24 protein-coding genes are annotated in these 23982 nt (G+C 58.9%); 13 read left to right on the top strand and 11 right to left on the bottom strand.

Translation table 11 applies throughout. From position 1 onward, the window contains the following. Positions 1-59 precede the first annotated feature (59 nt). The 7 genes from proW to ACL2XQ_RS20905 form a co-directional block, all read right to left on the bottom strand. A complete protein-coding gene (gene proW / locus ACL2XQ_RS20935) occupies positions 60-1262 on the bottom strand; it encodes a glycine betaine/L-proline ABC transporter permease ProW (RefSeq protein WP_413739642.1) in 1203 nt (400 codons plus the stop codon). Continuing rightward, on the bottom strand, positions 1255-2457 hold the full coding sequence (gene proV / locus ACL2XQ_RS20930; protein WP_410013757.1) for a glycine betaine/L-proline ABC transporter ATP-binding protein ProV: 1203 nt from the start codon (positions 2455-2457) through the stop codon (positions 1255-1257). Before proV ends, proW begins: the two co-directional genes overlap by 8 nt. A gap of 477 nt (positions 2458-2934) precedes the next feature. Next, positions 2935-3906, bottom strand: coding sequence for a class 1b ribonucleoside-diphosphate reductase subunit beta (gene nrdF, locus ACL2XQ_RS20925; RefSeq protein WP_410013758.1), 972 nt, complete (start codon positions 3904-3906; stop codon positions 2935-2937). 20 nt (positions 3907-3926) lie between these two features. After that, entirely contained in the window at positions 3927-6077 is a 2151-nt protein-coding gene (gene nrdE, locus ACL2XQ_RS20920) for a class 1b ribonucleoside-diphosphate reductase subunit alpha (protein ID WP_410013759.1), read from the bottom strand. Further along, positions 6059-6472, bottom strand: coding sequence for a class Ib ribonucleoside-diphosphate reductase assembly flavoprotein NrdI (gene nrdI / locus ACL2XQ_RS20915; protein ID WP_410013760.1), 414 nt, complete (start codon positions 6470-6472; stop codon positions 6059-6061). Before nrdI ends, nrdE begins: the two co-directional genes overlap by 19 nt. Positions 6473-6478: 6 nt before the next feature. Beyond that, positions 6479-6718, bottom strand: coding sequence for a glutaredoxin-like protein NrdH (gene nrdH / locus ACL2XQ_RS20910; protein ID WP_410013761.1), 240 nt, complete (start codon positions 6716-6718; stop codon positions 6479-6481). A gap of 326 nt (positions 6719-7044) precedes the next feature. Continuing rightward, a complete protein-coding gene (locus ACL2XQ_RS20905) occupies positions 7045-7359 on the bottom strand; it encodes a YqjD family protein (RefSeq protein WP_410013762.1) in 315 nt (104 codons plus the stop codon). A 272-nt stretch (positions 7360-7631) separates the two neighbouring features. On the opposite strand from ACL2XQ_RS20905, the gene ACL2XQ_RS20900 reads away from it, so the two are divergent. The 12 genes from ACL2XQ_RS20900 to ACL2XQ_RS20845 all read left to right on the top strand — a co-directional run bounded on the left by ACL2XQ_RS20900 (position 7632) and on the right by ACL2XQ_RS20845 (position 19886). Next, the gene (locus tag ACL2XQ_RS20900) at positions 7632-7967 is read left to right on the top strand and encodes a DUF2002 family protein (protein WP_410013763.1); all 336 of its coding nucleotides are present in this window, start codon (positions 7632-7634) and stop codon (positions 7965-7967) included. A gap of 344 nt (positions 7968-8311) precedes the next feature. Beyond that, complete coding sequence (locus ACL2XQ_RS20895; protein WP_410013764.1) at positions 8312-9208, top strand: ABC transporter substrate-binding protein; 897 nt, start codon at positions 8312-8314, stop codon at positions 9206-9208. An 11-nt stretch (positions 9209-9219) separates the two neighbouring features. After that, complete coding sequence (locus ACL2XQ_RS20890) at positions 9220-10950, top strand: FAD-dependent oxidoreductase (RefSeq protein ID WP_413739641.1); 1731 nt, start codon at positions 9220-9222, stop codon at positions 10948-10950. Next, positions 10947-11720, top strand: coding sequence for an SDR family NAD(P)-dependent oxidoreductase (locus ACL2XQ_RS20885; protein WP_410013766.1), 774 nt, complete (start codon positions 10947-10949; stop codon positions 11718-11720). Before ACL2XQ_RS20890 ends, ACL2XQ_RS20885 begins: the two co-directional genes overlap by 4 nt. A 13-nt stretch (positions 11721-11733) precedes the next feature. Next, a complete protein-coding gene (locus ACL2XQ_RS20880; RefSeq protein ID WP_410013767.1) occupies positions 11734-12516 on the top strand; it encodes an amino acid ABC transporter ATP-binding protein in 783 nt (260 codons plus the stop codon). Between the two features lie 184 nt (positions 12517-12700). Next, positions 12701-13609 carry an amino acid ABC transporter permease gene (locus tag ACL2XQ_RS20875; RefSeq protein ID WP_413739640.1) on the top strand — a complete coding sequence of 303 codons (909 nt, stop codon included), beginning with the start codon at positions 12701-12703 and terminating at the stop codon, positions 13607-13609. Between the two features lie 47 nt (positions 13610-13656). After that, on the top strand, positions 13657-14715 hold the full coding sequence (locus ACL2XQ_RS20870) for an LLM class flavin-dependent oxidoreductase (protein ID WP_413721310.1): 1059 nt from the start codon (positions 13657-13659) through the stop codon (positions 14713-14715). A 55-nt stretch (positions 14716-14770) separates the two neighbouring features. Continuing rightward, positions 14771-15934 carry an aromatic ring-hydroxylating oxygenase subunit alpha gene (locus ACL2XQ_RS20865; protein WP_413721309.1) on the top strand — a complete coding sequence of 388 codons (1164 nt, stop codon included), beginning with the start codon at positions 14771-14773 and terminating at the stop codon, positions 15932-15934. 43 nt (positions 15935-15977) lie between these two features. Continuing rightward, complete coding sequence (locus tag ACL2XQ_RS20860; protein WP_410013771.1) at positions 15978-16964, top strand: aldo/keto reductase; 987 nt, start codon at positions 15978-15980, stop codon at positions 16962-16964. A gap of 38 nt (positions 16965-17002) precedes the next feature. Then, positions 17003-18361: a type III glutamate--ammonia ligase gene (gene glnT, locus ACL2XQ_RS20855; RefSeq protein ID WP_410013772.1), complete on the top strand. Its 1359-nt coding sequence runs from the start codon at positions 17003-17005 to the stop codon at positions 18359-18361. Positions 18362-18452: 91 nt separating this feature from the next. Continuing rightward, on the top strand, positions 18453-19439 hold the full coding sequence (locus tag ACL2XQ_RS20850) for a PDR/VanB family oxidoreductase (protein ID WP_413721307.1): 987 nt from the start codon (positions 18453-18455) through the stop codon (positions 19437-19439). A 21-nt stretch (positions 19440-19460) separates the two neighbouring features. Beyond that, entirely contained in the window at positions 19461-19886 is a 426-nt protein-coding gene (locus ACL2XQ_RS20845) for a VOC family protein (RefSeq protein ID WP_410013774.1), read from the top strand. Between the two features lie 73 nt (positions 19887-19959). On the opposite strand, the gene ACL2XQ_RS20840 is transcribed toward ACL2XQ_RS20845, so the two are convergent. Continuing rightward, entirely contained in the window at positions 19960-20595 is a 636-nt protein-coding gene (locus ACL2XQ_RS20840) for a TetR/AcrR family transcriptional regulator (protein ID WP_410013775.1), read from the bottom strand. 159 nt (positions 20596-20754) lie between these two features. Between ACL2XQ_RS20840 and ACL2XQ_RS20835 the strand changes: the two genes are divergently transcribed. Beyond that, positions 20755-21762 carry an alpha/beta fold hydrolase gene (locus tag ACL2XQ_RS20835; protein ID WP_413732062.1) on the top strand — a complete coding sequence of 336 codons (1008 nt, stop codon included), beginning with the start codon at positions 20755-20757 and terminating at the stop codon, positions 21760-21762. Here the strand turns inward: ACL2XQ_RS20835 and ACL2XQ_RS20830 are convergent. From ACL2XQ_RS20830 to ACL2XQ_RS20820, 3 genes are all read right to left on the bottom strand, one after another. Continuing rightward, positions 21752-22177 carry a hypothetical protein gene (locus tag ACL2XQ_RS20830; protein WP_162366696.1) on the bottom strand — a complete coding sequence of 142 codons (426 nt, stop codon included), beginning with the start codon at positions 22175-22177 and terminating at the stop codon, positions 21752-21754. The two genes, ACL2XQ_RS20835 and ACL2XQ_RS20830, sit on opposite strands and share 11 nt — an antisense overlap. A 44-nt stretch (positions 22178-22221) precedes the next feature. Continuing rightward, positions 22222-22698, bottom strand: coding sequence for a hypothetical protein (locus ACL2XQ_RS20825; protein WP_410013777.1), 477 nt, complete (start codon positions 22696-22698; stop codon positions 22222-22224). A 183-nt stretch (positions 22699-22881) separates the two neighbouring features. Then, on the bottom strand, positions 22882-23697 hold the full coding sequence (locus ACL2XQ_RS20820; protein ID WP_410013778.1) for a shikimate 5-dehydrogenase: 816 nt from the start codon (positions 23695-23697) through the stop codon (positions 22882-22884). Positions 23698-23982 lie beyond the last annotated feature (285 nt).

The raw sequence follows: 23982 nt of genomic DNA, 5'->3' as shown, positions 1-23982 counted from the left end.
TTCATCATGTATTTTAACTTTCAGACGCCGGGGGCGGGGAGCCCGCGCCCGGCAAAGGGTCAGGCTTTTTTGGCAAACGGGCGGGTGAACAGGCCCAGGGGACCGGCGGCGTACCAGCGGCGGTTGCCGCGGCTGCGGCTGTCGCGTCCCAGGGATTGCGTCAGACGATCGAGGATTATGGCCAGTATCACGATGCCGACCCCGCCGATGGTGGCAAGCCCCATATCCAGGCGACCGATGCCGCGCAGGACCATCTGGCCCAGGCCGCCGACGGCAATCATCGAGGCGATGACCACCATCGAGAGCGCCAGCATCAGCGTCTGGTTAATCCCGGCCATGATGGTCGGCATCGCCAGCGGCAACTGCACTTTGAACAGCAACTGGCCGGGGCTGGCGCCGAACGATTCGGCGGCTTCTATCAGGTCTTCCGGCACCTGTTTGATACCCAGGATGGTCAGGCGCACCACCGGCGGCAGGGCGAAGATAATGGTCACCACCACCCCCGGCACATTGCCGATGCCGAACAGCATGACGATGGGCACCAGGTAGACGAACGCCGGCGTGGTCTGCATGGCGTCCAGCAATGGGCGGATGATTTTGGCCGCGCCATCGCTGCGCGCCAGCCAAATGCCCAGCGGCAGGCCTATCACCACGCAGAAAAACAGCGAGGTGAGCACCAGCGCCAGCGTGACCATGGCCTGCGCCCAGGCGCCGATGGCGCCGATAATCGCCAGCGAGACCAGGGTGGCGATGCCCATGCCCAGGCTCGACATCTGCCAGGCCAGCAGGGCGAACACCAGGATGGCCACCGGGGCGGGCATGCCCAGCAGCAGATGCTGGAAGCCGCCGAGGATGATATCCACCGGCACGCGGATACCCTGGAACAACGGCCGGAAATGCAGCACCACCCAATCGATGCCGTGGGTGACCCAGGTATCGAGCGGGATCAGGGTAGTGTGAAACGGATCCAGCAGATTAAAATGCTCAGGCGCGGGAGCCGGCCCGCTGTTGAGCCAGTCGGCGCCCTGCTGGGCGGTGTGCGCCCCGGCGCCGTCGGCGGGAGGCGTGGCGGTATTGCCCCAGGCGTCGGCGGCGCTGCCCGCTCCGTTGGCGGGGGCGGTCTGCGCGACGGCGTCATGCTGCTGCGCGGCGGCCCCGCCCCAGGGATCGGCGGACTGCGGCGCGGCGGACTGGGCCTGGCTGGCGTCGGCTGCGGGCGCGGCCTGCGCGCCGCCCCATGGATCGGTGGTTGGCTTACTCATTGGTCGCCCCTTCTTTGTCTAATGCCTGTAGCAACATGCCCTTGGAAATAATGCCGATATATTGATTCTCCTCGCCGACCACCGGTACGGCGCAAGGCGCCTGGGCGACGGTGGAGATGAGCTCGCTGAGCGGCATATCTCCCGGCACGGGCACGGGGCTCTCGAGCAGCGCCTGTTCCAGGGGAAGATTGGCCGCAAGGGCGGCTTTCAGCGAATCGATGGACACCACGCCGATAAATTTCTGGCCGCGCTCCAGGACATAACCGAAATCGCGGTCTTCATCCTGCAGCAGCTTAAGGGCGGAGCGGGGGCCGAACCCCGGCGTCTTGCGGATAAGCGTTACCGGACGACGGCGCGCGATATCCTTGGCGCTGAAAACATGGCTGACGTCTACGCCGCGAAAGAACGTGCGCACATAGTCGTTGGCCGGATTGTTGAGAATTTCATCCGGCGTGCCCACCTGCACCACCACGCCGCCCTGCATGATGGCGATGCGGTCGCCGATGCGCATCGCTTCGTCGAGATCATGGGAGATAAATACGATGGTGCGCTGATGGCGGGATTGCAGCTTCACCAATTCGTCCTGCATTTCGGCGCGGATTAACGGGTCGAGCGCCGAAAAAGCCTCATCCATCAGCAGGATATCGGGGTCGTTCGCCAGCGCCCGCGCCAGGCCGACGCGTTGGCGCATGCCGCCCGACAGCTCGTCGGGCCAGGACAACGCATGCTTATCCAGCCCCACCTGCGTCAAGGCTTCCAGCGCCTTGGCGTGGCGTTCCTGCGCCGGTATGCCGGCCAGCATCATGCCGAACGCGGTATTGTCCAGCACGTTCAGATGCGGCATCAGCGCAAAGGACTGGAACACCATGCTGATTTTTTTACGCCGCACCTCGCGCAGGGCGTTGTCGGATATCCGGGCGATATCGACGCCGTCGATCAGCACCTCGCCGCGGGTCGGTTCTATCAGACGATTGAGAAGGCGTACCATGGTGGATTTACCGGAACCGGATAATCCCATGATGACGAATATCTCGCCTTCTTCAATGGCCAGACTGGCATCTTTTACGCCCACCGTCAGACCGGTCTTGGCGAATAGGGTATCCTTATCGTGCCCTGCCTGAATCAGCTTAAATGCCCGTTCGGGATGTTCGCCGAATATTTTATAGAGGTTTTTTACTTCAAGTTTAACAGCCATGCAATTATCAAGTTCCCGTATGGTTTTCTAATATATTTAAGGGTCCTGCCAATATAAAAACGCTGTATACCCTAACATACTGAGCATTTGAGACAACCCCCAAGGCCTTATCCAGTTGAATATCCCGTCCTTGAGCCGCTATCGTTTCAGCCATTTCGGCTAAACGTGACAAGGGCTTAGGGAAATAAACAGTCTTGCGAATTTTTTTAATGCACAGGCACGGTTTTGGCGTGAATTTCATGCGTCAAGGGCTAAGAGTGAATAATTTTACGGCAGAAAAGACGATAGGTCGTGTGGGGCAGGTGATACGCAGGGAACCGCGGGGATGAACCCTGGATATATAATTCCCTCCCATGGGAGGGAAACAATTAAATCGGGATGGCGGAATTTATAATAAATAACGGCATGGGTAAGCCGTTATCAGCGGAAATAGTCTCTTACCGGGCGCGGAAAAATAGCTCCTGCGCGCCGGGGAGATTAAAAGGCCCAGTCCTCGTCCTCGGTATTGACCGCGCGGCCCATCACATAAGACGACCCGGAACCGGAGAAAAAATCGTGGTTTTCGTCGGCGTTGGGCGACAGCGCGGATAGGATTTCCGGATTGACGTTGGTCATCGATGCCGGGAATAATGCTTCATAACCCAGGTTCATCAAGGCTTTATTGGCATTGTAATGCAAAAATGCCGTAACGTCCGCTGTCCAGCCGACCCCGTCATACAGCTGCGCGCTGTAAAGCAGTTCGTTCTCATACAGGTCCTGCAGCAGGTCGTAGGTAAAGGTCTTGATCTGCTCGCGCCGCTCGGGCGTGGCCCGTTCCAGCGCACGCTGGAATTTATAGCCGATATAATAACCGTGCACCGCTTCATCACGGATAATTAACCGGATCAGGTCGGCGGTATTAGTGAGTTTTGCCCGGCTGGAATAATACATCGGCAGGTAAAAACCGGAATAAAATAGAAAGGACTCCAGAAAGACGCTGGCGACTTTTTTCGTCAGCGGATCGTCATGGCGGTAATGACGCAGAATAATGGCCGCTTTATTTTGCAAGGCTTCGTTCTGCTCGCTCCAGCGGTATGCCGCATCCACCTCCGGCATGGCGCACAGCGTGGAAAATATCGAACTGTAGGAGCGCGCATGCACCGCCTCCATAAAGCTGATATTGGAGAATACCGCTTCCTCGTGCGGCGTTACCGCATCGGCCATTAATGCCGGCGCGCCGACGGTATTTTGCACTGTATCCAGCAATGTCAGCCCGGTAAATACCCGGATGGTCAGTTCCTGTTCCTGCGCGGATAATGTCGACCACGAGGGGATATCATTGGACAGCGGTAATTTTTCCGGCAGCCAGAAATTCGCGGTCAGGCGGTTCCACACCTCCAGATCCTTATCGTCTTCAATCCGGTTCCAGTTTACCGCCTGGACGCGGGAGATCGGTTGAGCGGTGGTCATGGTGATAGTCTCCTTTACCGTTACAGCGCGCACGAGACGCAGCCGGCGACTTCAGTGCCTTCCAGCGCCAACTGGCGGATACGGATGTAGTACAGCGTCTTGATGCCTTTTTTCCAGGCGTAGATTTGCGCCTTGTTGATATCGCGGGTAGTGGCGGTATCCCGGAAAAACAGCGTCAGCGACAGGCCCTGATCGACATGGCGCGTGGCGGCGGCGTAGGTATCGATGATTTTTTCCGGCCCGATTTCATATGCGTCCTGGTAATAGTGCAGGTTATCGTTGTCCATAAAGGGCGCCGGATAATAGACCCGGCCGGTTTTACCCTCTTTGCGGATCTCGATGCGCGAGACAATCGGATGGATGCTGGATGTGGAATGATTGATATAGGAAATGGAGCCGGTCGGCGGCACCGCCTGCAGGTTCTGGTTGTAGAGTCCATGCGCCATCACCGACGCGCGCAGCGCCAGCCAATCCTCGCGGGTGGGCAGGGCGATGCCGGCCCGGGCGAACAGCGCCCGCACCCGTTCGGTTTTAGGCCGCCATTGCCGTTCGACATAGGGCGTAAAGTAGTCTCCGCTGGCATAACGGGAGTCGGCAAAACCCGCGAAGGTCACACCCCGTTCGATGGCCAGGCGGTTTGACGCCCGCACCGCATGGTAGGTGACGGCGTAAAAGTACATATCGGTAAAATCCACGCCTTCCTCCGAGCCGTAGTAAATATGCTCGCGCGCCAGAAAGCCGTGCAGGTTCATTTGCCCAAGGCCGATGGCATGGGAGGCGTCGTTGCCTTTGACGATGGAGGGCACAGAATTTATCCGGCTCATGTCGGATACGGCGGTCAGGGCTCGCACGGCGGTTTCCACCGTATTGCCCAGATCCGGTTCGTCCATGGCGCGGGCGATATTCAGCGAGCCCAGGTTGCAGGAGATATCATGGCCGACCTGCCGGTAGCTGAGATCCTCGTTATATTCAGTCGCGCTGTTGACCTGCAGGATCTCCGAGCACAGATTGCTCATATTGATGCGGCCTTTGATGGGATTGGCGCGGTTTACCGTATCCTCGAACACCATATAGGGATAACCCGACTCAAACTGGATTTCCGCCAGCGTCTGGAAAAACTGCCGGGCGTCGATGCTGGTCTTGCGGATGCGGGGGTCGGCCGCCATCTCATGGTATTTTTCACTGATGCTGAGTTGCGAAAAAGGCTGGCCGTAAATCCGCTCGACGTCGTAGGGCGAGAACAGGTACATCGGCTTATTGTCGCGCGCCAGCTCGAAGGTGACATCCGGAATGACCACGCCCAGCGACAGGGTTTTGATACGGATTTTTTCATCGGCGTTTTCCCGTTTGGTGTCGAGGAAACGCATGATGTCCGGATGATGGGCATGCAGGTAGACGGCGCCGGCGCCCTGGCGCGCGCCAAGCTGGTTGGCGTAGGAAAAGGCGTCCTCCAGCATTTTCATCACCGGAATAACGCCGGACGACTGGTTTTCGATACGCTTGATCGGCGCCCCGGCCTCGCGCAGGTTGGTGAGCATAAAGGCTACGCCGCCGCCGCGTTTGGACAACTGCAGCGCCGCGTTGACCGAGCGGCCGATGGATTCCATATTATCCTCGATGCGCAGCAGGAAACAGGAGACATACTCCCCGCGTTGCTGTTTGCCGCAGTTGAGAAAGGTGGGGGTCGCGGGCTGGAAACGTCCCGACAGCATTTCATCCACCAGCCTGGACGCCAGGGCGCCGTCGCCGGCGGCAAGCGTCAGCGCCACCATGCATACCCGGTCCTCGAAGCGCTCCAGATACTGTTTGCCGTCAAATGATTTCAGGGTATAGCTGGTATAGAATTTCAGCGCGCCCATAAACGTCTGGAAACGGAACTGGCGCGCGTCGGCCTGCCGGAACAAGGCCTCCAGGGTGTCCTGGGAGTAGGGGGCCAGTACCTGCGCCTCGTAGTAACCCTCATCCACCAGATAGCGCAGCCGGGCGGCCAGGGAGGGAAACCGCCGGGTGTTGGGCACCACGTGCTGCTCGAAATAGCGCTCGACGGCCTGCCGGTCCTTATCGAACTGAATATTGCCGTGCTCGTCATAGAGATTGAGCATGGCGTTCAGGGCATGATAATCCGCCAGCGCCGGACCGGGTTGAGTGATGTTCAGTTCTGCTGTTGCCAAAATGTGGTTACTCCCATACGTACCCGCGCCACGTCTTCCGCCGTACCCAATAGCTCAATGCGATCAAGGAACGGCACCTGGCATTTCCTGGCGATAATATCGCCCGCCAGACAGAAGGCTGCGCCAAAGTTACGGTTACCGGCACCGATGACGCCGCGGAGCCAGGAACGGTTAGTTGCATCGTTAAGAAAGCGGACGGCCTGGGGCGGCACGGCGCCGTGCTGGCTGCCGCCGCCATAGCTCGGCACTATCAGAATATAGGGCCGGTCCACCTGCAGTTTCTGGCTGGTCGCCAGGGGAATGCGCAGCGCCGGCAGCGTTAACTTGCCGACAAACCGATGCGTATTTTCCGAGCTGCTGGAAAAGTACACCAGCAGCGGTTGCGCAGATAACATGATGGCTCACGACGCCAGGGCGGTGGCGGCAAGCAGGTTGATTTTATCCGGCCTGAAGCCGCTCCAGTGCTCGCTGGGCGTCTGCACCACCGGAACCTGCTGATACCCCAACGATTTCACATGGGCCAGCGCCTGGCCGTCTGCCACCAGATCCACTAACCGATAGCTGATGCCTTTTCTGTCCAGCGCGCGGCAGGTGGCGTGACATTGGACGCAATCCGGTTTAGTGTAAATAGTAATAGTCATGATTCGCATTCCCCTTACGCGTTAACATTATAGTGGTAATATCGCCCAGGCGGTGCTAGCCGGTAGGGTGGCTTGCCTGAAACTAATACTATATGTAGATATTATTTTTATCAACCACACAATATATGGGATGATGCGACAATTTTTCACTGAGGTCGGGGGAACAGGCGACAAAAAAGCCCGCGCTCCTTGGGGAGCGCGGGCTGCGGTACTGCAAAGGATACGGCTGGCGGTGCAAGAAAATAGTGATGTCTTGAAAATCACCCGGCACGGTTACCAGGTAGGAGGTCCTGCATCACCCCCGCGTCTCTTATTGCCCATCGGCCTTAACGGCGCGAGAGCAACACGCCGAGCACGATACCGACCGCGGTAGTGATGCCAAGGCTCTGCCACGGTTTCTCGACCACGTAATTTTTGGTCTGGACCGCGGTGTCGCGGGCGTACTGTCCGATACGGCTGGTGCCGCCGGCGCGCGCGCGCGCGTCTTTCAAGACGTCTTTAGCTTTACTGCGCAGCGCGTCCAGCTGTTCTTTGGTGGTTTTTTCAGACGTACTAAGCAATTCATCCAGTGTATCGGCTAACAGAGAAACATCGTCTTTAATATCTCTTTGCAGATCATTTTTTTCAGCTTTCGTAAACATTTGTTTCTCCCTTTTGGCTAATGATAGTTTAACTGTAGACTATCCACGCCATTCCTGCCGCGGCGGTAAGGCCGCCTGCCGTCGTCGGGACAGGCGTCGGCGGGGCCGGAACAAGCGCGACGGGCGGCTTGGCGCGGTCTGGCGCGTTGCCGGAACCCGGCCGGAGCCGGTTTTTGGATTAATCCGAAATCACGCGCTGCGTCTACTGACCGGACGCTTAACTGATTACATTAGCTGGGATCACTTCACTGTGACTGAAGAGAGGACAAATAATGTATTTAAGACCCGATGAAGTCGCTCGCGAACTGGAAAACTCCGGATTCGAAAGAGATTATATCACCCGACAATGTTACGGTTACCGTAAAGGTCACCACTATGTCTATGTGAATCGGGAGGCTAAACTGGGCCGAACCGCCCTGGTCGTTCATCCTTCGCTGCGCGATAAAAGCAGCCTGTTTGCCGCCCCGACGTCGCCGGTACGCTCCAGCGACAACTATCAAGTCTTTCCTTCCGATCCGGACGGCAAGCCCGACAGCCATTACGGCATCCCCCATGGTTTTTCTTCCCGCGCCTCGTTAACCCGCTATTTGCAGAAAATGTTCAATTAACCCGATCCCCTCCACGGTGGATTCATCATGCTATACCGGCGTTTGGTCATGCCATCAATCGCCGGTGGACGCGCACTACTATGATGAAAAATTGCAACATCTGCACTTTCATAGGTCATTTTTCCAGCATGATCCCGGCGGGCGGATCGATTCGCACGGCGGGATTGAGTCATTAATCAGTTAATTAATTGATTAGTTAACTGATGGCACGCTAGTTGCTACTTCCCCTTTATCGGTACGCTACCACGGCCGGCCATCGCCGCAGGCGTCATGACGTGTCTGCCGGTGTTTACGCCCAGATCATCGGGTAAACCAGATAAAGACCTTTCGGGAGTATTGCAAGCATGAGAATGACACCATCCCTGCTCCACGCTGTGTTGTTGTGCGCCGGCCTGACTCTGTGCGGCGCGGCGAGCGCCGAGGACCCGGCGCCGATCGCCATGGACAACGCCCTGCACGCGCTATTGCCGGACAAGATCAAAACCCAGGGCGTTATCAATCTGGTGACCGATGCCCATTACCCGCCGTGCGAGGTGTTCGCCGATGATAATAAAACCATGGTGGGGTTTGAGCCGGATCTGTGGAACGCCATCGGCAAAGTGCTGGGGGTGGGCATCAATCCGGTCTCCATCGATTTCGCCGGCCTGATCCCCGGCGTGAAAAGCGGACGTTACGATATGGCGATGGAATGCATTTCCGACAGCCTGGAGCGTGAAAAGCAGGTGACGTTCGTGAACTATGCCTATGCCACCAATGAAGTTTATACCCTGGCCAGTAATAAAAGCATCGTCAACGATCCGTTATCGCTGTGCGGCCTGAAGGTCGGCGTGCAGTCAGGCACCGATTTTGAACATGCCATCAGCGAAATTTTTTCACCTAACTGCACGAAGAATAATAAACCGGCCATTAAGGTGACCACCCTGCCGTCGGCGGACGCCGTGCTGCTGGCGCTGTACGCGGGACGTATCGATTTTGTGCTCAACGACGCCGCCGCCGCCGCCGAAATCAAAAAAGTGGCGCCCCGGCCGATTCGCACCGTGACCATGCCGCTGATGCCGAAATATTATCTTGGCATCGTGGTCAAGCCCGATAACCAGCAACTGGCCCAGGCCCTGCTTGGCGCGCTGAAGGTACTGTGGTCCAACGGCGAATACGCCCGCATCATGAAAAAATGGGATTTGGAACCCGTGATGCTGGAACAGCCGGGTATTAATCTGTTCACCACCCGCCCGATGCAATAAGCGCGCAACCGATGATGCGGGCGGATAAACAGACCGGGACAGCCCCTGTCCCGATTGCCGACAGCCAGCTGCGGTGCGATGTGCTGGTGGTGGGGTCGGGCAGCGCCGCGTTAAGCGCGGCGCTGAGCGCGGCGGCGGCGGGACTGGCGGTGCTGATCGTGGAAAAAGCCGCTGTCCTGGGCGGCACCTCGGCCATGTCGGGCGGCGCGGTATGGGTGCCCGCCAATCATCACGCCCTGGCCCGCGGGGTCGAGGATAGCCCCGCGCAGGCGCTGGAATACCTGCGCGCCGCCGCGCCCGCGGGTTGGCGCGCCGGCGAAGACCGGCTGTGGGCACAATTTGCGCGTTCCGCGCCCGAGATGCTGCGTTTTCTGGAAACCCATACGCCATTGCGTTTCAGCCTGACGCCGGAGGCCGATCCGCTGATGGACTGCGCCGGCGCCAAGGCCTTCGGCCGTATGCTGACGCCCGATCCGCTGCGGGCCGGGGTGCTGGGCAAAAGACGCTGTCCGGTCAGGCGTTCCCCCCTGCCTCAGGTCTATACCTACCAGGAAGTCATCGGCGAGGATATCTATCATCATCCGGTCAGGGTAGCGCTCAAGCTGGCGCCACGGCTGCTATGGCGCGCCATCACCCGCACCCGCACCAAGGGCGCGGCGCTGATTACCGGGCTGCTGGCCGGCTGCCTGGCCCATGGCTGCCGGATCGAAATGTCGGCCAGGGTCGTTGATCTCATCACCGACGCCGCGGGGGCGGTCACGGGCGCCTGGTTCAGCCGCGACGGCCGTCTGACCCGGATTACGGCCCGGCGCGGCGTGGTGCTGGCCAGCGGCGGTTTTGAATGGGATGCGCTGCGGCGCGCGGCGCATTTTCCCGGGCCGTTTGACGCCATTTCCAGCCCGCGCACCAACGAGGGCGACGGCCACCGCATGGCCCAGGCCGTGGGCGCGCGGCTGGCGCACATGGATCAGGCGAATATGAGCGGATCGCTGCCGACCCGCTACGAAGGGCGTCCCTATGGCCTGTCGGTGTTTTTTCAATACGAACCCAACGCCATCCTGGTTAACCGGGAGGGCCGGCGTTTTACCAACGAGTTTGCCTTTAACCTCGGCGAAGCGCTGGATGCGCGCAATGGGCAGGGTGGATTACCGCGGCATCTTCCCGCCTGGCTGATTGCCGATGCCCGCCTGCTGTGGCGCGCGCCGTTTTTGCTGGCCTGCGCCCTGCGCAGCCGGGGATGGATGCGCAGGGCCGGCAGCATCGGCGCCCTGGCGGACCAGCTTGGTTTGCCGCGGGCATCCCTGGAGGAAACCGTTGCGCGTTTTAACGATTTTTGCGCCCGCGGCGTGGATGAGGATTTCCAGCGGCATCTGGCCGCGGGCCATGGGCGGGGCGATCGGCGTTTTCACGGCGGCCTGCTGCCTATCCAGCGGGCGCCGTTTATCGCCGTGCCGTTTAACCGCAGCTTCACCGCCACCAAAGGCGGCCCGCGCACCGATGAGTTCGGCCGCGTGATCCACCTTGACGGCCATGTGATCCCCGGGCTGTTCTGCGCCGGCGTGGCCATGGCCAATCCCATCGGCACCCGCGGCGTCGGCGCCGGCACCACGCTTGGACCTAACCTGACCTGGGGCTATATCTGCGGGCGGACCCTGGCCGCCGGTCCGGCGTCGGGAGGCGGGGATGATGTTTTACCGGCCGCGGGCGTCGCTTCCCCGGCCATCACCACGGAGTTGTCATGATACCTGATATCAAACCCGCGCCAACCGCCCTGGTAACCGGCGGATCCAAAGGCATCGGCCGCGCCGTTTCCCTGGCGCTCGCCCGATCTGGCGCCAATATTGCATTGCTGCTCAGGCGGGATCGGGATTCAGCCGATCGGCTGGTGGCGGAGATCCGCCAAACCGGGCGCCAGGCGCGCGCCTATTATGGCGACATCACCGATCGCGGCGCGGTTGGTTCTCAGGTGGCCGCGATCGCCGCCGAGTTCGGCGGGATCGATATGCTGGTGAATAACGCCGGCGCCACCGCCGCCGGCGAGTTGCTCAGCCTGGACGATGACGCCTGGCTGCAGGTGGTGAATATCAACCTGACCGGGTGTTTTGTGGTGGGCACCGAAGTGGCGAAGATCATGCGCGCCCGGGGCGGGGGCGGCATCGTGAATATTGCCGGGGCGTCGGCCCATCGCTGCTATCCCGGCGCCGGGGCCTTCGGCCCGAGCAAGGCGGCGGTGGTCAATCTGACCCGGCAGATGGCCGTGGAATGGGCGGACTATGGCATCCGGGTCAATGGCGTCAGTCCCGGGCCGATACGATCCGCGGCCGGCGACTGGCAACGGCGTGAACCGCAGCTGGCCGCCGAGGTGGCGCGCCTGCCGCTGCGGCGCGCCGGCTTGCCGGAGGAGGTGGCCGCGGCGGTGGGGTACCTGCTGTCCCCCGGCGCCGCCTATACCACCGGCCAGATGCTGGTGGTGGACGGCGGCGGGCTGTGTACCTGGTATATGACGAGATAGAGAGGCGGTAACGATGTCAGAACACGATACGCCGGCGGTGGCCGCTTATCAGGTGGTAAAACGATTTCACGGCCAGGAGATCCTCAAGGGCGTGGATCTGCAAATACGGCAGGGGGAAGTGGTCTGCCTGATCGGACCTTCCGGTTCCGGCAAATCGACCTTTCTGCGCTGTATCAATCACCTGGAAAAAATTGACGGCGGCGCGCTGTACGTCGGCGGGGAATTGATGGGCTATCGCCGGGTGGGCGATAAGCTCTATGAACTGAAAGAGGCGGAAATCGCCCGCAAGCGCGCCGGCATCGGCATGGTGTTCCAGCGCTTTAACCTGTTCGGCCATATGACCGCGCTGGAAAATGTGATCGAAGCGCCGATGCGGGTGCGTAAAGTGCCGCGCGCCGAGGCGCTGGAGCAGGGCAGGAGCCTGCTTGCGCGGGTGGGATTGTCGCATCGGCTGAATGCTTATCCCGCGCAGCTTTCCGGCGGCCAGCAGCAGCGCGTCGCCATCGCACGGGCATTGGCGATGAAACCCGCGCTGATGTTGTTCGACGAACCGACCAGCGCCCTGGATCCGGAGCTGGTCGGCGAAGTGCTGGATGTCATGCGCGGCCTGGCCGAGGAGGGCATGACCATGGTGGTGGTGACCCACGAAATGGCCTTTGCCCGCGAAGTCGGGGATAGCGTGGCGTTTATGGATAACGGGGCGATCATCGAAAAAAGCCCGCCGGCGGAAATGTTTCAGCGCCCACAGCACTCCCGGACGCGTGCTTTCCTGGCTAAACATCTTGCCGGCAAATGATTTTCACTAACGAATTGTTTTATATTGATTTAATTTTAATTAAAAAATTAAATTGCGTCGGTTTTTTTATTGACAGTATCAGAATGCAGGTGCATATTATTAATTAACTGATTAATTAATACCGTTGCCGGCGCCGTATCCTGCCTGTGTTAACAGAAGTCAGCGAGCATGAATGAGAGATAACATGACAGATAACCAGCAATATCAGGCCGTGGGGCAACACCCGCGCGATAAGGGCCATGACGCGCCGGCCTTTCCCCACGACGCCCTGACCGTGGTGCCGACCCGCTATCCGGGGCGCTGGATTTCAGTGGCCGTCTGCACGCTGCTGCTGATCATGCTGGTGCATTCGATGGTAATGAATGAGAACTTCGGCTGGCCGACCGTCGGACATTATCTGTTTTCGCCGACCATCCTGACAGGCTTAGGGGTCACCCTGTGGCTGACGTTGACGATTATGCTGCTGGCGATTGTGCTGAGCGTGGTGATAGCTACCCTGCGCCTGTCCGCCAACCCATTGCTGGCGCACTTCAGCTCCGGTTATATCTGGTTTTTCCGCGGCACGCCGGTGCTGGTGCAGTTGATTTTCTGGTACAACCTGGCGGCGCTGTATCCAGAGGCCTATATCGGGATACCTCATGTGTTTACCCTCTACCAGGGCAGCATGAACGATATCATTACCCCCTATACCGCCGCCATCCTGGGGCTGGGGCTGAATGAAGCGGCGTATATGGCGGAGATTATCCGCGCGGGCATGTCCTCGGTGGATAACGGCCAGCAGGAAGCGGCCCGCGCCCTGGGCATGAATAAAGCGCAATGGCTGCGGCGGGTTATTCTGCCCCAGGCGATACCTTTTATTATTCCGCCCACCGGCAACCAGGTGATCGGCATGCTGAAAACCACGTCGCTGGTGAGCGTGATTTCATTATCGGATTTATTGTATTCAGCGCAGTCGATTTATTCGCGGACGTTTGAAAATATTCCGCTATTGATCGTGGCCTGTATTTGGTACCTGATCGCCACCACCGTGCTGAGCTGGCTCCAGGGGCGGATTGAAAAATATTTCCGCAAGGGCCAGGGTGCGCCGGCATGATCATAAATAGCGTTGACATCGGTTGATATTATCTTCAGGGGATTGTGATGAAATTAGGCCTGTTTAATTTAATGTCTTACCAGGATAATCCCCAGGGAATACAAGGGGTGATTAAAGATACGCGCGTGATGGTGGCGCTGGCCGAAGAAATGGGTTTTGAAACCGCCTGGTTTGCCGAACATCATTTTACCAATTATTCCATCAGCGTCTCGCCGTTATTAATGGCGGCCCATATGGCGGGATATAGCCGGCGCATCAAGCTCGGCACCGCGGTTATCGTCCTGCCGTTATACCAGCCGATGCGCCTGGCGCAGGAAATCGCCCTGGTGGATCGCCTGACCGAAGGGCGGCTGGTGCTGGGCATCGGCAGCGGCTACCAGGCCTATGAATTCGAACGCTACAATATTGATGTTGAACAGCGCAATCGCGTCCTGCTGGATAACTGGCAATTTATCGAGACGGCGCTGACCGGCGGCAAGGCGGCATCCTTATCCCATAACGGCGAGCGGGTGGAAACGGACTTTTTACTGACGCCTCTCCAGCAGCCGCTGCCGCCGCTGTTTATCACCACCACCAATCCGGCGTTGTTGCAGCGGTTTACACGCTGGGGCGCCACCGCGTTTATCACCGCCGGCTGGCGCGGTTCGCCGCGCCTGAAGGAGATGGCCCTGGACGCCAGGCGGCAATGGCGCGAGGCCGGCCTGATGGCGTCCACGCCGCTGGCGGTGCAGCAGTATATCCACGTCACCGACAGTAAAAAAGCGGCGCTGGACGCGGCGGAACGCGCATTATTCGTCGCCAGGATGATAAGCGCCCTGCACGGTAAGACGCTGGAGACCCAGGGCGCGTTTATCACCGCGCCTAAATTCCCCGATGAACCGGACGCATCGGTGGTGCGTGATAATTTGATTATTGGCGACGCGCATTATGTCGCCGAGCGGATTATTAACGAAGTAACGGATATTAATCCTTCGCACTATAACTGTTTTTTCCAATTTGGCGATATGCCGATCGAGGCCGCCAGGCAATCTTTGGAGAAATTCGGGCGTGAGGTGATTCCGCTATTGGAAAAAGCGCTGGGTAAGGTCACGGTGGATATTCATTAAAGACTATCCCGTATAACCTCTTACCCACAATATTTGTTAATCGAGGGGATAAATCATGCCTGACTATTCACGGCGGATTGACTGCGCAATTGACGACAGCGCCACTATCGTGGAAAAAATTAAACAGCAGCGTTCCGATGATGCCGCCTTATCATCGACGCTGCCGCCGGAAGCCTATAATAGCGATGCGTTCTTTTCCCATGAAATGGAAAAAATATATCGGGGGGATTGGATTTTTGCCGGCCATATATCGCAAATACCCCATGCCGGAGATTATTTTACCCTGGATATCGTTAACGAACCGCTGGTGGTGACGCGCGACGCGGAAGGGATAAACGTGATGTCCGCCGTCTGCCTGCACCGCTGGGCGCCTATCGTCTCGGGCAGCGGCAACGCCAAGGCCCTGGTGTGCCCGTTCCATAACTGGACTTATGATCTGACCGGCAACCTGATCGGCGCGCCTTATATGAACCAGGCGGCGGAATTCGACCGTAAGCAATGCAAGCTGCCGCGGATCAGGCACGAGATTTTCCACGGCCTGATTTTTATCACCTTCTCGGATCAGGTGGAATCGATAGCGCAACGGCTCAAGCCGCTCAACGCCATGTTCGACAAGTACCAGGTGGCGGAGCTGGATACCGCTTATACCCTGGATTACGACTGTCCGTTCAACTGGAAAATGGCGGTGGAAACTTTTATGGAGTGCTACCACCATTCCGCTGTTCACCGCACCACCCTGGAAGACAGCTTTCCCGGACGCCTGAGTTATATCGGTGAGGACGGTCCCGGCTGGACCTTGTGCCACCAGCCGCTGCGCAAGAATGGCGAACTCTCGGAGGTGCTGACCGAGGGACTGATCCCGCTGCCGGGGTTCAGCGAGCAGGATATGCGGCAAATCGACCTGATGCTGATCTACCCCAGCTGCCTTATCGGCCTCAATCCCGACCGGCTGAGCATCAGCCAGCTGCTGCCCATCAATAAGCATATGACCGTTTGGCACCGCCTGGTGCTGGTGTCGAAAGCGTCAAGCAGCCAACCCGGTTTTGCCGACACCGCCGCCGCCATGAAGGCGTCCAGCCTGTCGATTATCGATGAGGATCTGGCCATCAACGCCGCCCAGCAGCGCGGCAGCCTGTCTTCGCTGGCGCGGCCGGGACGACTGGGACATTTGGAAACCACGGTCTGGCATCTGGCCAATTATATCCGCACCCGCATCTAGGGCGGACGGCGCGTGGCGCCGCACGATAACGAAAGGACGTTGCATGAAAATGGTAAAACTCGGCCGGTCGGGGCTTGAGGTCTCCGCACTGTGCCTGGGCTGCATGACCTATGCCCGCCCGGAAAAAAGCGGTTACGCCTGGACGCTGGATGAGCGGCAAAGCAGGCCGTTTATCCAAAAGGCGCTGGAGCTGGGGATTAATTTTTTCGACACCGCCAACGCCTATGCCAAAGGAGACAGCGAGGAAATCCTCGGCCGCGCGCTGCGGGATCTCGCCCGGCGCGAGGATGTGGTGATCACCAGCAAGGTGTTCAACCCCATGCGCCAGGGACCGAACAGTAAAGGACTGTCGCGCAAATGCATCATGACCGAAATCGATGCCAGCCTGAAACGCCTGGGAACGGATTATATCGATCTCTACCAGATCCACCGTTGGGATTATGACACCCCGCTGGAGGAGACGCTGGAGGCGCTGCACGACCTGGTGAAGATGGGCAAGGTGCGTTATCTGGGCGCGTCCTCCATGTATGCCTGGCAATTTTGCACGGCGCTGCACGTGGCGCGGGAAAACGGCTGGACGCCGTTTATCGCCATGCAGAACCATCTCAACCTGCTCTATCGCGAGGAAGAGCGGGAAATGATGGGGCTGTGCCGGGCGCAGGGCATCGGGGTAACGCCGTGGAGCCCGCTGGCGCGCGGACGCCTGACCCGGCCATGGCAGCAGGCGGCCGCCACCGGACGCGGCGCCAACGATGCGTATGCCGGCTTTTTATACTCGGCCACCGAACAGGCCGACCGGGCGGTGATTGAAGCGGTCACCCAGGTGGCCGCCGCGCGCGGCGTACCCCAGGCCCAGGTGGCGCTGGCATGGCTGTTTACCAAACCCGAGGTGGCGGCGCCCATTATCGGCGCCACGTCTTTCCACCACCTTGAGGACGCGGCCGGCGCCACGGAAATGACCCTGACGCCTGATGAAATCGCGGCGCTCGAGGCCCCTTATATTCCCCATGCGATCGTCGAGCACACCTGATCCGATACGCGATATTTACCTACAGAGCAGAGCCTATTATGAAAAAAAGTCAGCAGCAGATAGCGGAAATTGCCCAGCAGTTAAAGCAGAAAGGGGTGGAATATTGCATGGGCGCCTATGTGGATATCCACGGCGTGCCCAAAGGCAAGGTGGTGCCCATCGGCCATTTCAGCCAGATGGCGGCCGGATCGGAGCGCTACACCGGCTATGCGCTGGACGGACTGGGCCAATTGCCCAATGAGGATGAGCTGACCTCGATACCGGATTTGGATCATATCATCCAGCTGCCCTGGGAGCCGAAAATCGCCTGGATGCCGGCGGACAACGCCTTTAAGGGCGAACCCTACGCCCTTAATACCCGCGTGGCGCTGAAAAACGTGCTGGCGCAGGCGAAAGAAATGGGATTTGGTTTTAACCTGGGCATCGAATGCGAAATCTATCTGCTCAAACGCGGCGAGGACGGCGGACTGTCGGTGCCGGAAAAAGACAATAAGCTGAATAAGCCCTGTTACGACCTGCGCGGCTTTGTCGATCAGTTCGCCTGGCTGGATAAGGTCTCCACCACCATCAACGATCTGGGCTGGGACCTCTATTCCCTGGATCACGAGGACGGAAATTCGCAATACGAATTTGATTTCAACTATGCCGATGCGCTGACCAGCTGCGACCGGTTTATCTTTTTCCGCTTTATGGCCAAACATTACGCCAAGGAATTGGGCCTGGTGGCGACCATGATGCCCAAGCCCTTTGCCAATAAAACCGGCACCGGCGCCCATTTCAATATGTCGTTATACGATATCGGCAGCGGCGCCAATATCTTTGCCAGCAAAGACGACCCGCGCGGCCTGGGCCTGTCCGATACCGGCTATTATTTTATCGGCGGCCTGCTCAAGCACGGCCGGGCGTTGTGCGCGGCGTTCGCCCCCACCGTCAACAGCTATAAACGCCTGGTGCGCCAGGGCGCGATGAACTATTTCTCCTGGGCGCCGGTGTTTAACTCCTATGGATCCAACAACCGCACCAACTCGGTACGGGTGCCCGCCGGCGGCGGCCGCTGCGAATCGCGCAACGCGGACGGCGCGGTCAATCCTTATCTGGCGGCCACCCTGGCGCTGGCGGCGGGCCTGGAAGGCATCCGCGAAAAAATCGACCCGCGCGAGCCGAACGAGGACAACCTGTATGCCATCAGCGAACAGGAGCGCCGCGCCCGCGGCATCGATTTCCTGCCGCAAAACCTGCAGGAAGCGGTGGAGGCGTTCGCCGCCGATCCCTTTATCGAAGCCACGCTCGGCACCGCGCTGCGCGATGAGTTCGTGAAATATAAAACCCAGGAATGGAACAACTACCATCTGCACGTCAGCCAGTGGGAAATCGATCAATACAGCACGATATTCTGAGGCGGGGCCTGTATTGCCCGTTACGCGATACCGTTAAACCACGCGGCGGCGGATGCGTTCCACCGTCGCGATGCCGGCAGGGCGGCGATTTATGAACGTATCACAGCATTTTTTTGAGGTCATGGTGGTGGCGAAAAGCCACCGGGGCGACGGGGTGGTGTTTCTCACCCTGGCCCGTTCCGACGGCGCGCCGCTGCCGCCGTTTTCCGCCGGGGCGCATATCCAGCTGCGCCTGGCGGACGGACTGCTGCGGCAGTACTCGTTATGCGGCGATCCGGCGCGGCGCGATAGCTACCGGCTGGCGATCCTGGCCGCCCGCCGCTCCCGTGGCGGCGGCAGCTATATCCGCGATAGCCTGCAGCGGGGGGATAGCCTTTGGATATCCGCGCCGCGCAATGATTTCCCGCTGGCGGAGCGGCGGGAGCCGGCGCTGCTGCTGGCGGGCGGTATCGGCATTACACCGCTGCTGGCGATGGCGCTGACGCTTAGGGCGCAGGGGCGGGAGTTCGGGTTGCACTATTACGGCAGGCCCGACACCCTCGGCGCCTTTATGGAACAGCCGGATTATACGCGGCTTGCGCGGCATATCGTCCCCCATTGCCGGGACGGCGCAGCCCCTGCCGACGCGGATTATCAGCAGTCCCTGGCGGTGGTGATCCGCGACTGGCAACGGCGGCACGGCCGGTTCAGTCTGTACTTCTGCGGCTCGCTGCCGTTTATGCAAAGCGTGCGCGATCAATGCGCCGCGGCGGAAATTCCCGCCGAGGCGTGTTTTTATGAGTCTTTTACCCCGCCGGAGGTGCGCGGAGAGACCACGTTTGACGTCGAGATTTTCAGCACCGGCGCGGTTATCCCGATACCCGCCGATCTGAGTATTGCCGAGGCGCTTAACCAGGCGGGGGTGGCGGTGGAAGTATCGTGCGGACTGGGGGTTTGCGGCACCTGTCTGGCCGGGGTCAAGGCGGGCATACCGGATCACCGGGATGAGTACCTCAGCGCCGCGCAGAAGGACGCGAACAACAAAATCATGCTGTGCTGCTCACGGGCGCGCTCTACACGTTTAGTGATCGATCTTTAATACCATCAGAGGAGTCAAGCTATGTCCGTTGCACCTTTTCACCTGGCAATTCCTGTTTACGACCTGAACGCCGCGCGCCATTTTTATGGTGAAATTTTTGGCCTTGCAGAAGGACGCAGCAGCGAGCAGTGGGTGGATTTTAACTTTTTCGGCCACCAACTGGTTATCCACGAGCACCCGAAAACCCCGAGCCAGGAGCACGCGCATACCAATCCGGTGGACGGCCACGATGTGCCGGTGCCGCATTTTGGCGTGGTACTGGCCTGGGACGACTGGGAAGCGCTGGCGGCCAGGCTGACCGCCCACGGCACCGCCTTTGTGATTGAACCCTATATTCGTTTCAAAGGGCAAATCGGCGAGCAGGCGACGATGTTTTTGCTAGACCCCTGCCAGAACGCCCTGGAGTTCAAGGCGTTCAAGGATATCGGCCAGCTGTTCGCGCACTGAGGTCCGGCGCCGCCGGCGTTCTTTAATAACCCGATTATCCCCGCGCCGCCGCGTGGCCGGCGGCGCGCCGGATTTATTTCGTCTTGACGTCCAGATGCTCGAAGACAAAGTCCCGCATACAGTTAATGGCGTGTTTATATTTGAATGTAGGAAACATGACGGTGCGAAATAACACCCCATCGAGAAAGGTGGAGATAAACATCGCCATATCCACCGGATTGACCTCGCGGAAAACGCCGGCGGCGATGCCGTCCTTAATGGTGTTTTTCAGGATCACCGACTCTTTTTCATAAAATTTCTTCACGGCTTTGTCGATATCGGGCGTACGACCGTTGGTGCCGGCGTAATCAAGGCTAATCTTGGCTAATTTCTGCAGCAGGTAGAATTGCAAAATGTGGATTTGGATCCACAGGAACAGTACGTCCTTGGGATTATCCGCATTCATTTTGATGGAATCAAATTGCTCGAAGGCCTTTTCCACCGTGGATTCGATGACCTTAAGAAATAGGTTTTCCTTGGAGCCAAAATAATAATAAATCAATGCGGAATTAAGCCCGGTCGCTTCGGCGATATCCTTGATGCGGACCGAGGAGTAATTTTGTTTGGCAAACAATTCCAGCGCGGAGTCCTGCAGGGCATGAGCGACATCGTTTTGCAAATTCTTACCATTTTTAGCCGCGACTTTTTCTTTTATGTCATTGGTTTTCATACATTGCGTCCGGGCAGCCCAATTCTTTGAATGGCGTTATTGCAGCATGGGGATAATCAGTTTTATTAGGTGAATACTACCACAGGCGGGAAATCAGCAACAAGTTAACTAGCTGATTAATTAACATCTATCATACCGGCTACGCCGGAGGGAGGCATCATGCCGGATTACCACGTCTGCGACCTGGGCGCGTTTGCGCTGGAAGGCGGCGCAACGCTTTATGACGCCACATTGACCTATGAAATCCACGGCCGGCTTAACCGGCGGCGCGACAATGCCGTGCTGTTGCCGTCGTGGTACACCGGCACGCACCGATCCTACCGCGCGATTATCGGCGCGGGGCGGGCATTGGACCCGGCGCGCCATTGCATTATCGCCGTCAATATGTTCGGCAACGGCATTTCCACCTCGCCCAGCAACTCCCCGCGCCAGGGCGGACCGCTGTTTCCGGCGGTGACGGTAGGGGATAACGTGCGGGCGCAGCACCGGCTGATTACCGAGTATCTGGGTATTGAGCAACTGGCGCTGGTATGCGGCTGGTCGATGGGGGCGATGCAGGCCTGGCACTGGGCCGCGGCCTATCCGGCGGCGGTTCGGGCGCTACTGCCCATTTGCGGCAGCGCGCGCTGCTGGCCGCTGAATCATGTGTTTCTGGAAGGGGTGAAGGCGGCGCTGCGCGCGGACCCGGCGTTCAATGACGGCCATTATGCCTCCCCGCCGCTGGCCGGGCTGGCGGCGTTCGGCCGGGTCTATGCCGGGTGGGCCTATAGCGCGGCCTTTTACCGCGACGCGCTGTATCAGCGGCTCCACTTCGCCACGCGCGAGGATTTGTTGCGGGACTGGGAGCGCGATCATCAGGCGTGGGATGCCAACGACTTGCTGTGCATGCTGCGCACCTGGCAGGATGCCGACGCGGGACGGGCGCCGGGATATGGCGGCAGCCTTCAGGCGGCGCTGGCGGCGGTTACCGCCAGGACCATTGTGATGCCGTGCAATACCGACCAGTATTTCACCCAGGAGGAGGCGTTTAAGGAGTTTTCATGGCTTAAACAGGGGAAATGGCGGCCGCTTACGTCCGACTACGGCCACTGCGCCGGCGCGCCCGGACGTTTTGCCGCGGAAACCGCCGTTATCGAGCAAGCGATACGCGAACTGCTTACTCAATAATCTCCAGTTCCACCACCCGGCCCTGGTCAAACCAGGTTTCCAGGCCGGTGACGCGCAACTGCAGGTCGCCTTCGATAACTTCGCCGATATACGAAATAGGCAAAGGCTCTTCGGCGGTATCATCGCCGTACACGACGCAAAATTGCTGGCGCGGGCTGTAAAAACACACCGACCCGGTAACCTTGCCGTATTTTTCCCGGCGCATTTTGCCCACTTCTTCGGTTTTGAATTTATTTTCCCACGGGGCGACGATGGGCATGGTGAAAAACACCATATCGCCGATAAGCTTGCCGTGCTGCAAGACGCTTTTCATCGGCAATTTGGCCCGCAGTTCTTTAACAAGGTTGGGCACTTTATCTTCCCATACCTCGATAATGCAAATAGGTTCGTCCGCAACGTTCATTCTGAGTTTCATTCTGGCACCTGATGATAGCGTAAAAGGAAATAAGATAAGGGGGATCAGGCCGGTTTAACCCGGCGGAAGCCGTCGCCAAGGCCCCATGGCAGAATAAAATCAACCCACATATGCAGGCGGTTGGCGTAGGACAGCGCCGCATGCGACAACCGGCACAGGTCATGCAGGGTGGTGCATTGGCAGGCGGTATCCACATACAGATGGATCATGGCGGCCGCGTGGGGCAGGCTGACAAAATCAAAAAAGTCAGCTTTATAGCCGATGATTTCCTTAATGATGGCTTGCAGCGTCGCCAAATCGGCGTCGGTATCCTCCGCCACGCGGATCAGGCCCCACAGCATTTCGTCGGCCATGGTGCGCGCTTCCCCCTCGGCGAAAATAATGGTGCTCAGGTATTGCCCGCGCGCGCCGGTACCGCGCGGCACAATACCCTTGCCCAGATCCCGCACTTCGTCCGGCTGCTCGAACCATATTTTTTCGCGCTCCTGCTCGAAACGCGCTATTACTTCGTCGACGGTCATTCTGATACTCTCCGGTTGGCTTGATAAAGCTTATTAATTAATTAACTAATTAATAAGCAAGTAATATGCCAACAGAGAAACAGCGATGAGCTCTTGAATAATCAATGTGTTGCAAAGGATCCGCGCTGACCGTCTTTCCCCGCCGTTCAGCGCGAACGATAGTGGTGCATGGGTTGCACCACGTTAGCCGCGGGCGTAGGCGGCCGCGCGTTCCACCAACGCGTCGTCGGGACGCACGCCGGTATACAGCACAAACTGTTCCAGCGCCTGGATGGCAATCACCTCGGCGCCGGTAATCACGGCTTTGTCATGCAGGCGCGCATATTGAATCAGCGGAGTTTCCGCCGGCAGCGCCACCACGTCGAACACCCGCCCGGCCCGGGCGATATACGGCTCGCTGAAGGACAGCTCTTCGGCCCCGGCGCCGCCCGCCATGCCCACCGGCGTGACGTTGATCAGCAGCGCGGCGTCCAGCCCGGTTTCATCGGCCTGCCAGCGGTAGCCGTAGAGTTCCGCCAGATGACGGCCGGTTTTTTCATTGCGGGCGATAATCACCCCCTGGCGGAACCCGGCATTATGCAGCGCGCCGGCCACGGCTTTCGCCATGCCGCCGCTGCCGCGCAGGGCAAAGGCGCTGTCCGGGCTGACCTGATGCTTTGCCAGCAGGCGCTCAATGGCGATGAAGTCGGTGTTATAGGCTTTCAGATAGCCGTCGGTGTTAACGATAGTATTCACCGACTCGATGGCGCGCGCCGAGGAGTCAAGCTCGTCCAGGTAGGGGATGCAGTCCTCTTTAAACGGCATCGACACCGCGCAGCCGCGGATGCCCAGCGCCCTGACGCCGCCGATGGCGGCGGCAAGATCGCGGGTGGTAAAGGCTTTATAGATATAGTTCAGACCGAGCTTTTCATAGAGATAATTATGAAAACGCGTGCCGAAATTGCCGGGGCGGGCGGCCAGAGACATGCATAACAGGGTATCTTTATTGATATTCATCATAGGGTCCTATTGCCTGAGTCGTAAACAAATGCCGTTACGCTGTGGATAAAAGGATATCACATCATGGCGCCGTCATCCGGTGGTTACCGGCGCGGATGGCCGGGCTGAAACATTGCCGTGCGCTTCTGGCATAACCGCGAACCGGTACTACACTCCAATAAGGCGTGTCTTACCACTCCAATTTCCCCGGCCGTCGTGCCGTTTACCTCATGCCTTCACCGGCAGGAACTATATTGATTATCTGACTGTCCATCGCATGCTGGCAGACCTTGCGGGCGGCGGTCG

The sequence above is a fragment of the Sodalis sp. RH14 genome (assembly GCF_047324285.1).
Taxonomy (GTDB): Bacteria; Pseudomonadota; Gammaproteobacteria; order Enterobacterales; family Enterobacteriaceae; genus Acerihabitans.
This window is presented reverse-complemented; position numbering and strand designations above follow the sequence as displayed.

Excerpts from the sequence above, each read along its gene's own strand:
- glnT (WP_410013772.1), top strand. The coding sequence starts at position 17,003 with ATGAAAAAAAGTCAGCAGCAGATAGCGGAAATTGCCCAGCAGTTAAAG.
- ACL2XQ_RS20880 (WP_410013767.1), top strand. The coding sequence starts at position 11,734 with ATGTCAGAACACGATACGCCGGCGGTGGCCGCTTATCAGGTGGTAAAA.
- ACL2XQ_RS20905 (WP_410013762.1), bottom strand. The coding sequence starts at position 7,359 with ATGTTTACGAAAGCTGAAAAAAATGATCTGCAAAGAGATATTAAAGAC.
- ACL2XQ_RS20890 (WP_413739641.1), top strand. The coding sequence starts at position 9,220 with ATGATGCGGGCGGATAAACAGACCGGGACAGCCCCTGTCCCGATTGCC.
- nrdI (WP_410013760.1), bottom strand. The coding sequence starts at position 6,472 with ATGTTATCTGCGCAACCGCTGCTGGTGTACTTTTCCAGCAGCTCGGAA.
- ACL2XQ_RS20820 (WP_410013778.1), bottom strand. The coding sequence starts at position 23,697 with ATGATGAATATCAATAAAGATACCCTGTTATGCATGTCTCTGGCCGCC.
- ACL2XQ_RS20895 (WP_410013764.1), top strand. The coding sequence starts at position 8,312 with ATGAGAATGACACCATCCCTGCTCCACGCTGTGTTGTTGTGCGCCGGC.
- ACL2XQ_RS20850 (WP_413721307.1), top strand. The coding sequence starts at position 18,453 with ATGAACGTATCACAGCATTTTTTTGAGGTCATGGTGGTGGCGAAAAGC.
- ACL2XQ_RS20900 (WP_410013763.1), top strand. The coding sequence starts at position 7,632 with ATGTATTTAAGACCCGATGAAGTCGCTCGCGAACTGGAAAACTCCGGA.
- nrdH (WP_410013761.1), bottom strand. The coding sequence starts at position 6,718 with ATGACTATTACTATTTACACTAAACCGGATTGCGTCCAATGTCACGCC.
- ACL2XQ_RS20825 (WP_410013777.1), bottom strand. The coding sequence starts at position 22,698 with ATGACCGTCGACGAAGTAATAGCGCGTTTCGAGCAGGAGCGCGAAAAA.
- ACL2XQ_RS20835 (WP_413732062.1), top strand. The coding sequence starts at position 20,755 with ATGCCGGATTACCACGTCTGCGACCTGGGCGCGTTTGCGCTGGAAGGC.
- proV (WP_410013757.1), bottom strand. The coding sequence starts at position 2,457 with ATGGCTGTTAAACTTGAAGTAAAAAACCTCTATAAAATATTCGGCGAA.
- ACL2XQ_RS20830 (WP_162366696.1), bottom strand. The coding sequence starts at position 22,177 with ATGAAACTCAGAATGAACGTTGCGGACGAACCTATTTGCATTATCGAG.
- proW (WP_413739642.1), bottom strand. The coding sequence starts at position 1,262 with ATGAGTAAGCCAACCACCGATCCATGGGGCGGCGCGCAGGCCGCGCCC.
- ACL2XQ_RS20845 (WP_410013774.1), top strand. The coding sequence starts at position 19,461 with ATGTCCGTTGCACCTTTTCACCTGGCAATTCCTGTTTACGACCTGAAC.
- ACL2XQ_RS20885 (WP_410013766.1), top strand. The coding sequence starts at position 10,947 with ATGATACCTGATATCAAACCCGCGCCAACCGCCCTGGTAACCGGCGGA.
- ACL2XQ_RS20865 (WP_413721309.1), top strand. The coding sequence starts at position 14,771 with ATGCCTGACTATTCACGGCGGATTGACTGCGCAATTGACGACAGCGCC.
- ACL2XQ_RS20870 (WP_413721310.1), top strand. The coding sequence starts at position 13,657 with ATGAAATTAGGCCTGTTTAATTTAATGTCTTACCAGGATAATCCCCAG.
- ACL2XQ_RS20860 (WP_410013771.1), top strand. The coding sequence starts at position 15,978 with ATGAAAATGGTAAAACTCGGCCGGTCGGGGCTTGAGGTCTCCGCACTG.
- ACL2XQ_RS20840 (WP_410013775.1), bottom strand. The coding sequence starts at position 20,595 with ATGAAAACCAATGACATAAAAGAAAAAGTCGCGGCTAAAAATGGTAAG.
- nrdF (WP_410013758.1), bottom strand. The coding sequence starts at position 3,906 with ATGACCACCGCTCAACCGATCTCCCGCGTCCAGGCGGTAAACTGGAAC.
- ACL2XQ_RS20875 (WP_413739640.1), top strand. The coding sequence starts at position 12,701 with ATGACAGATAACCAGCAATATCAGGCCGTGGGGCAACACCCGCGCGAT.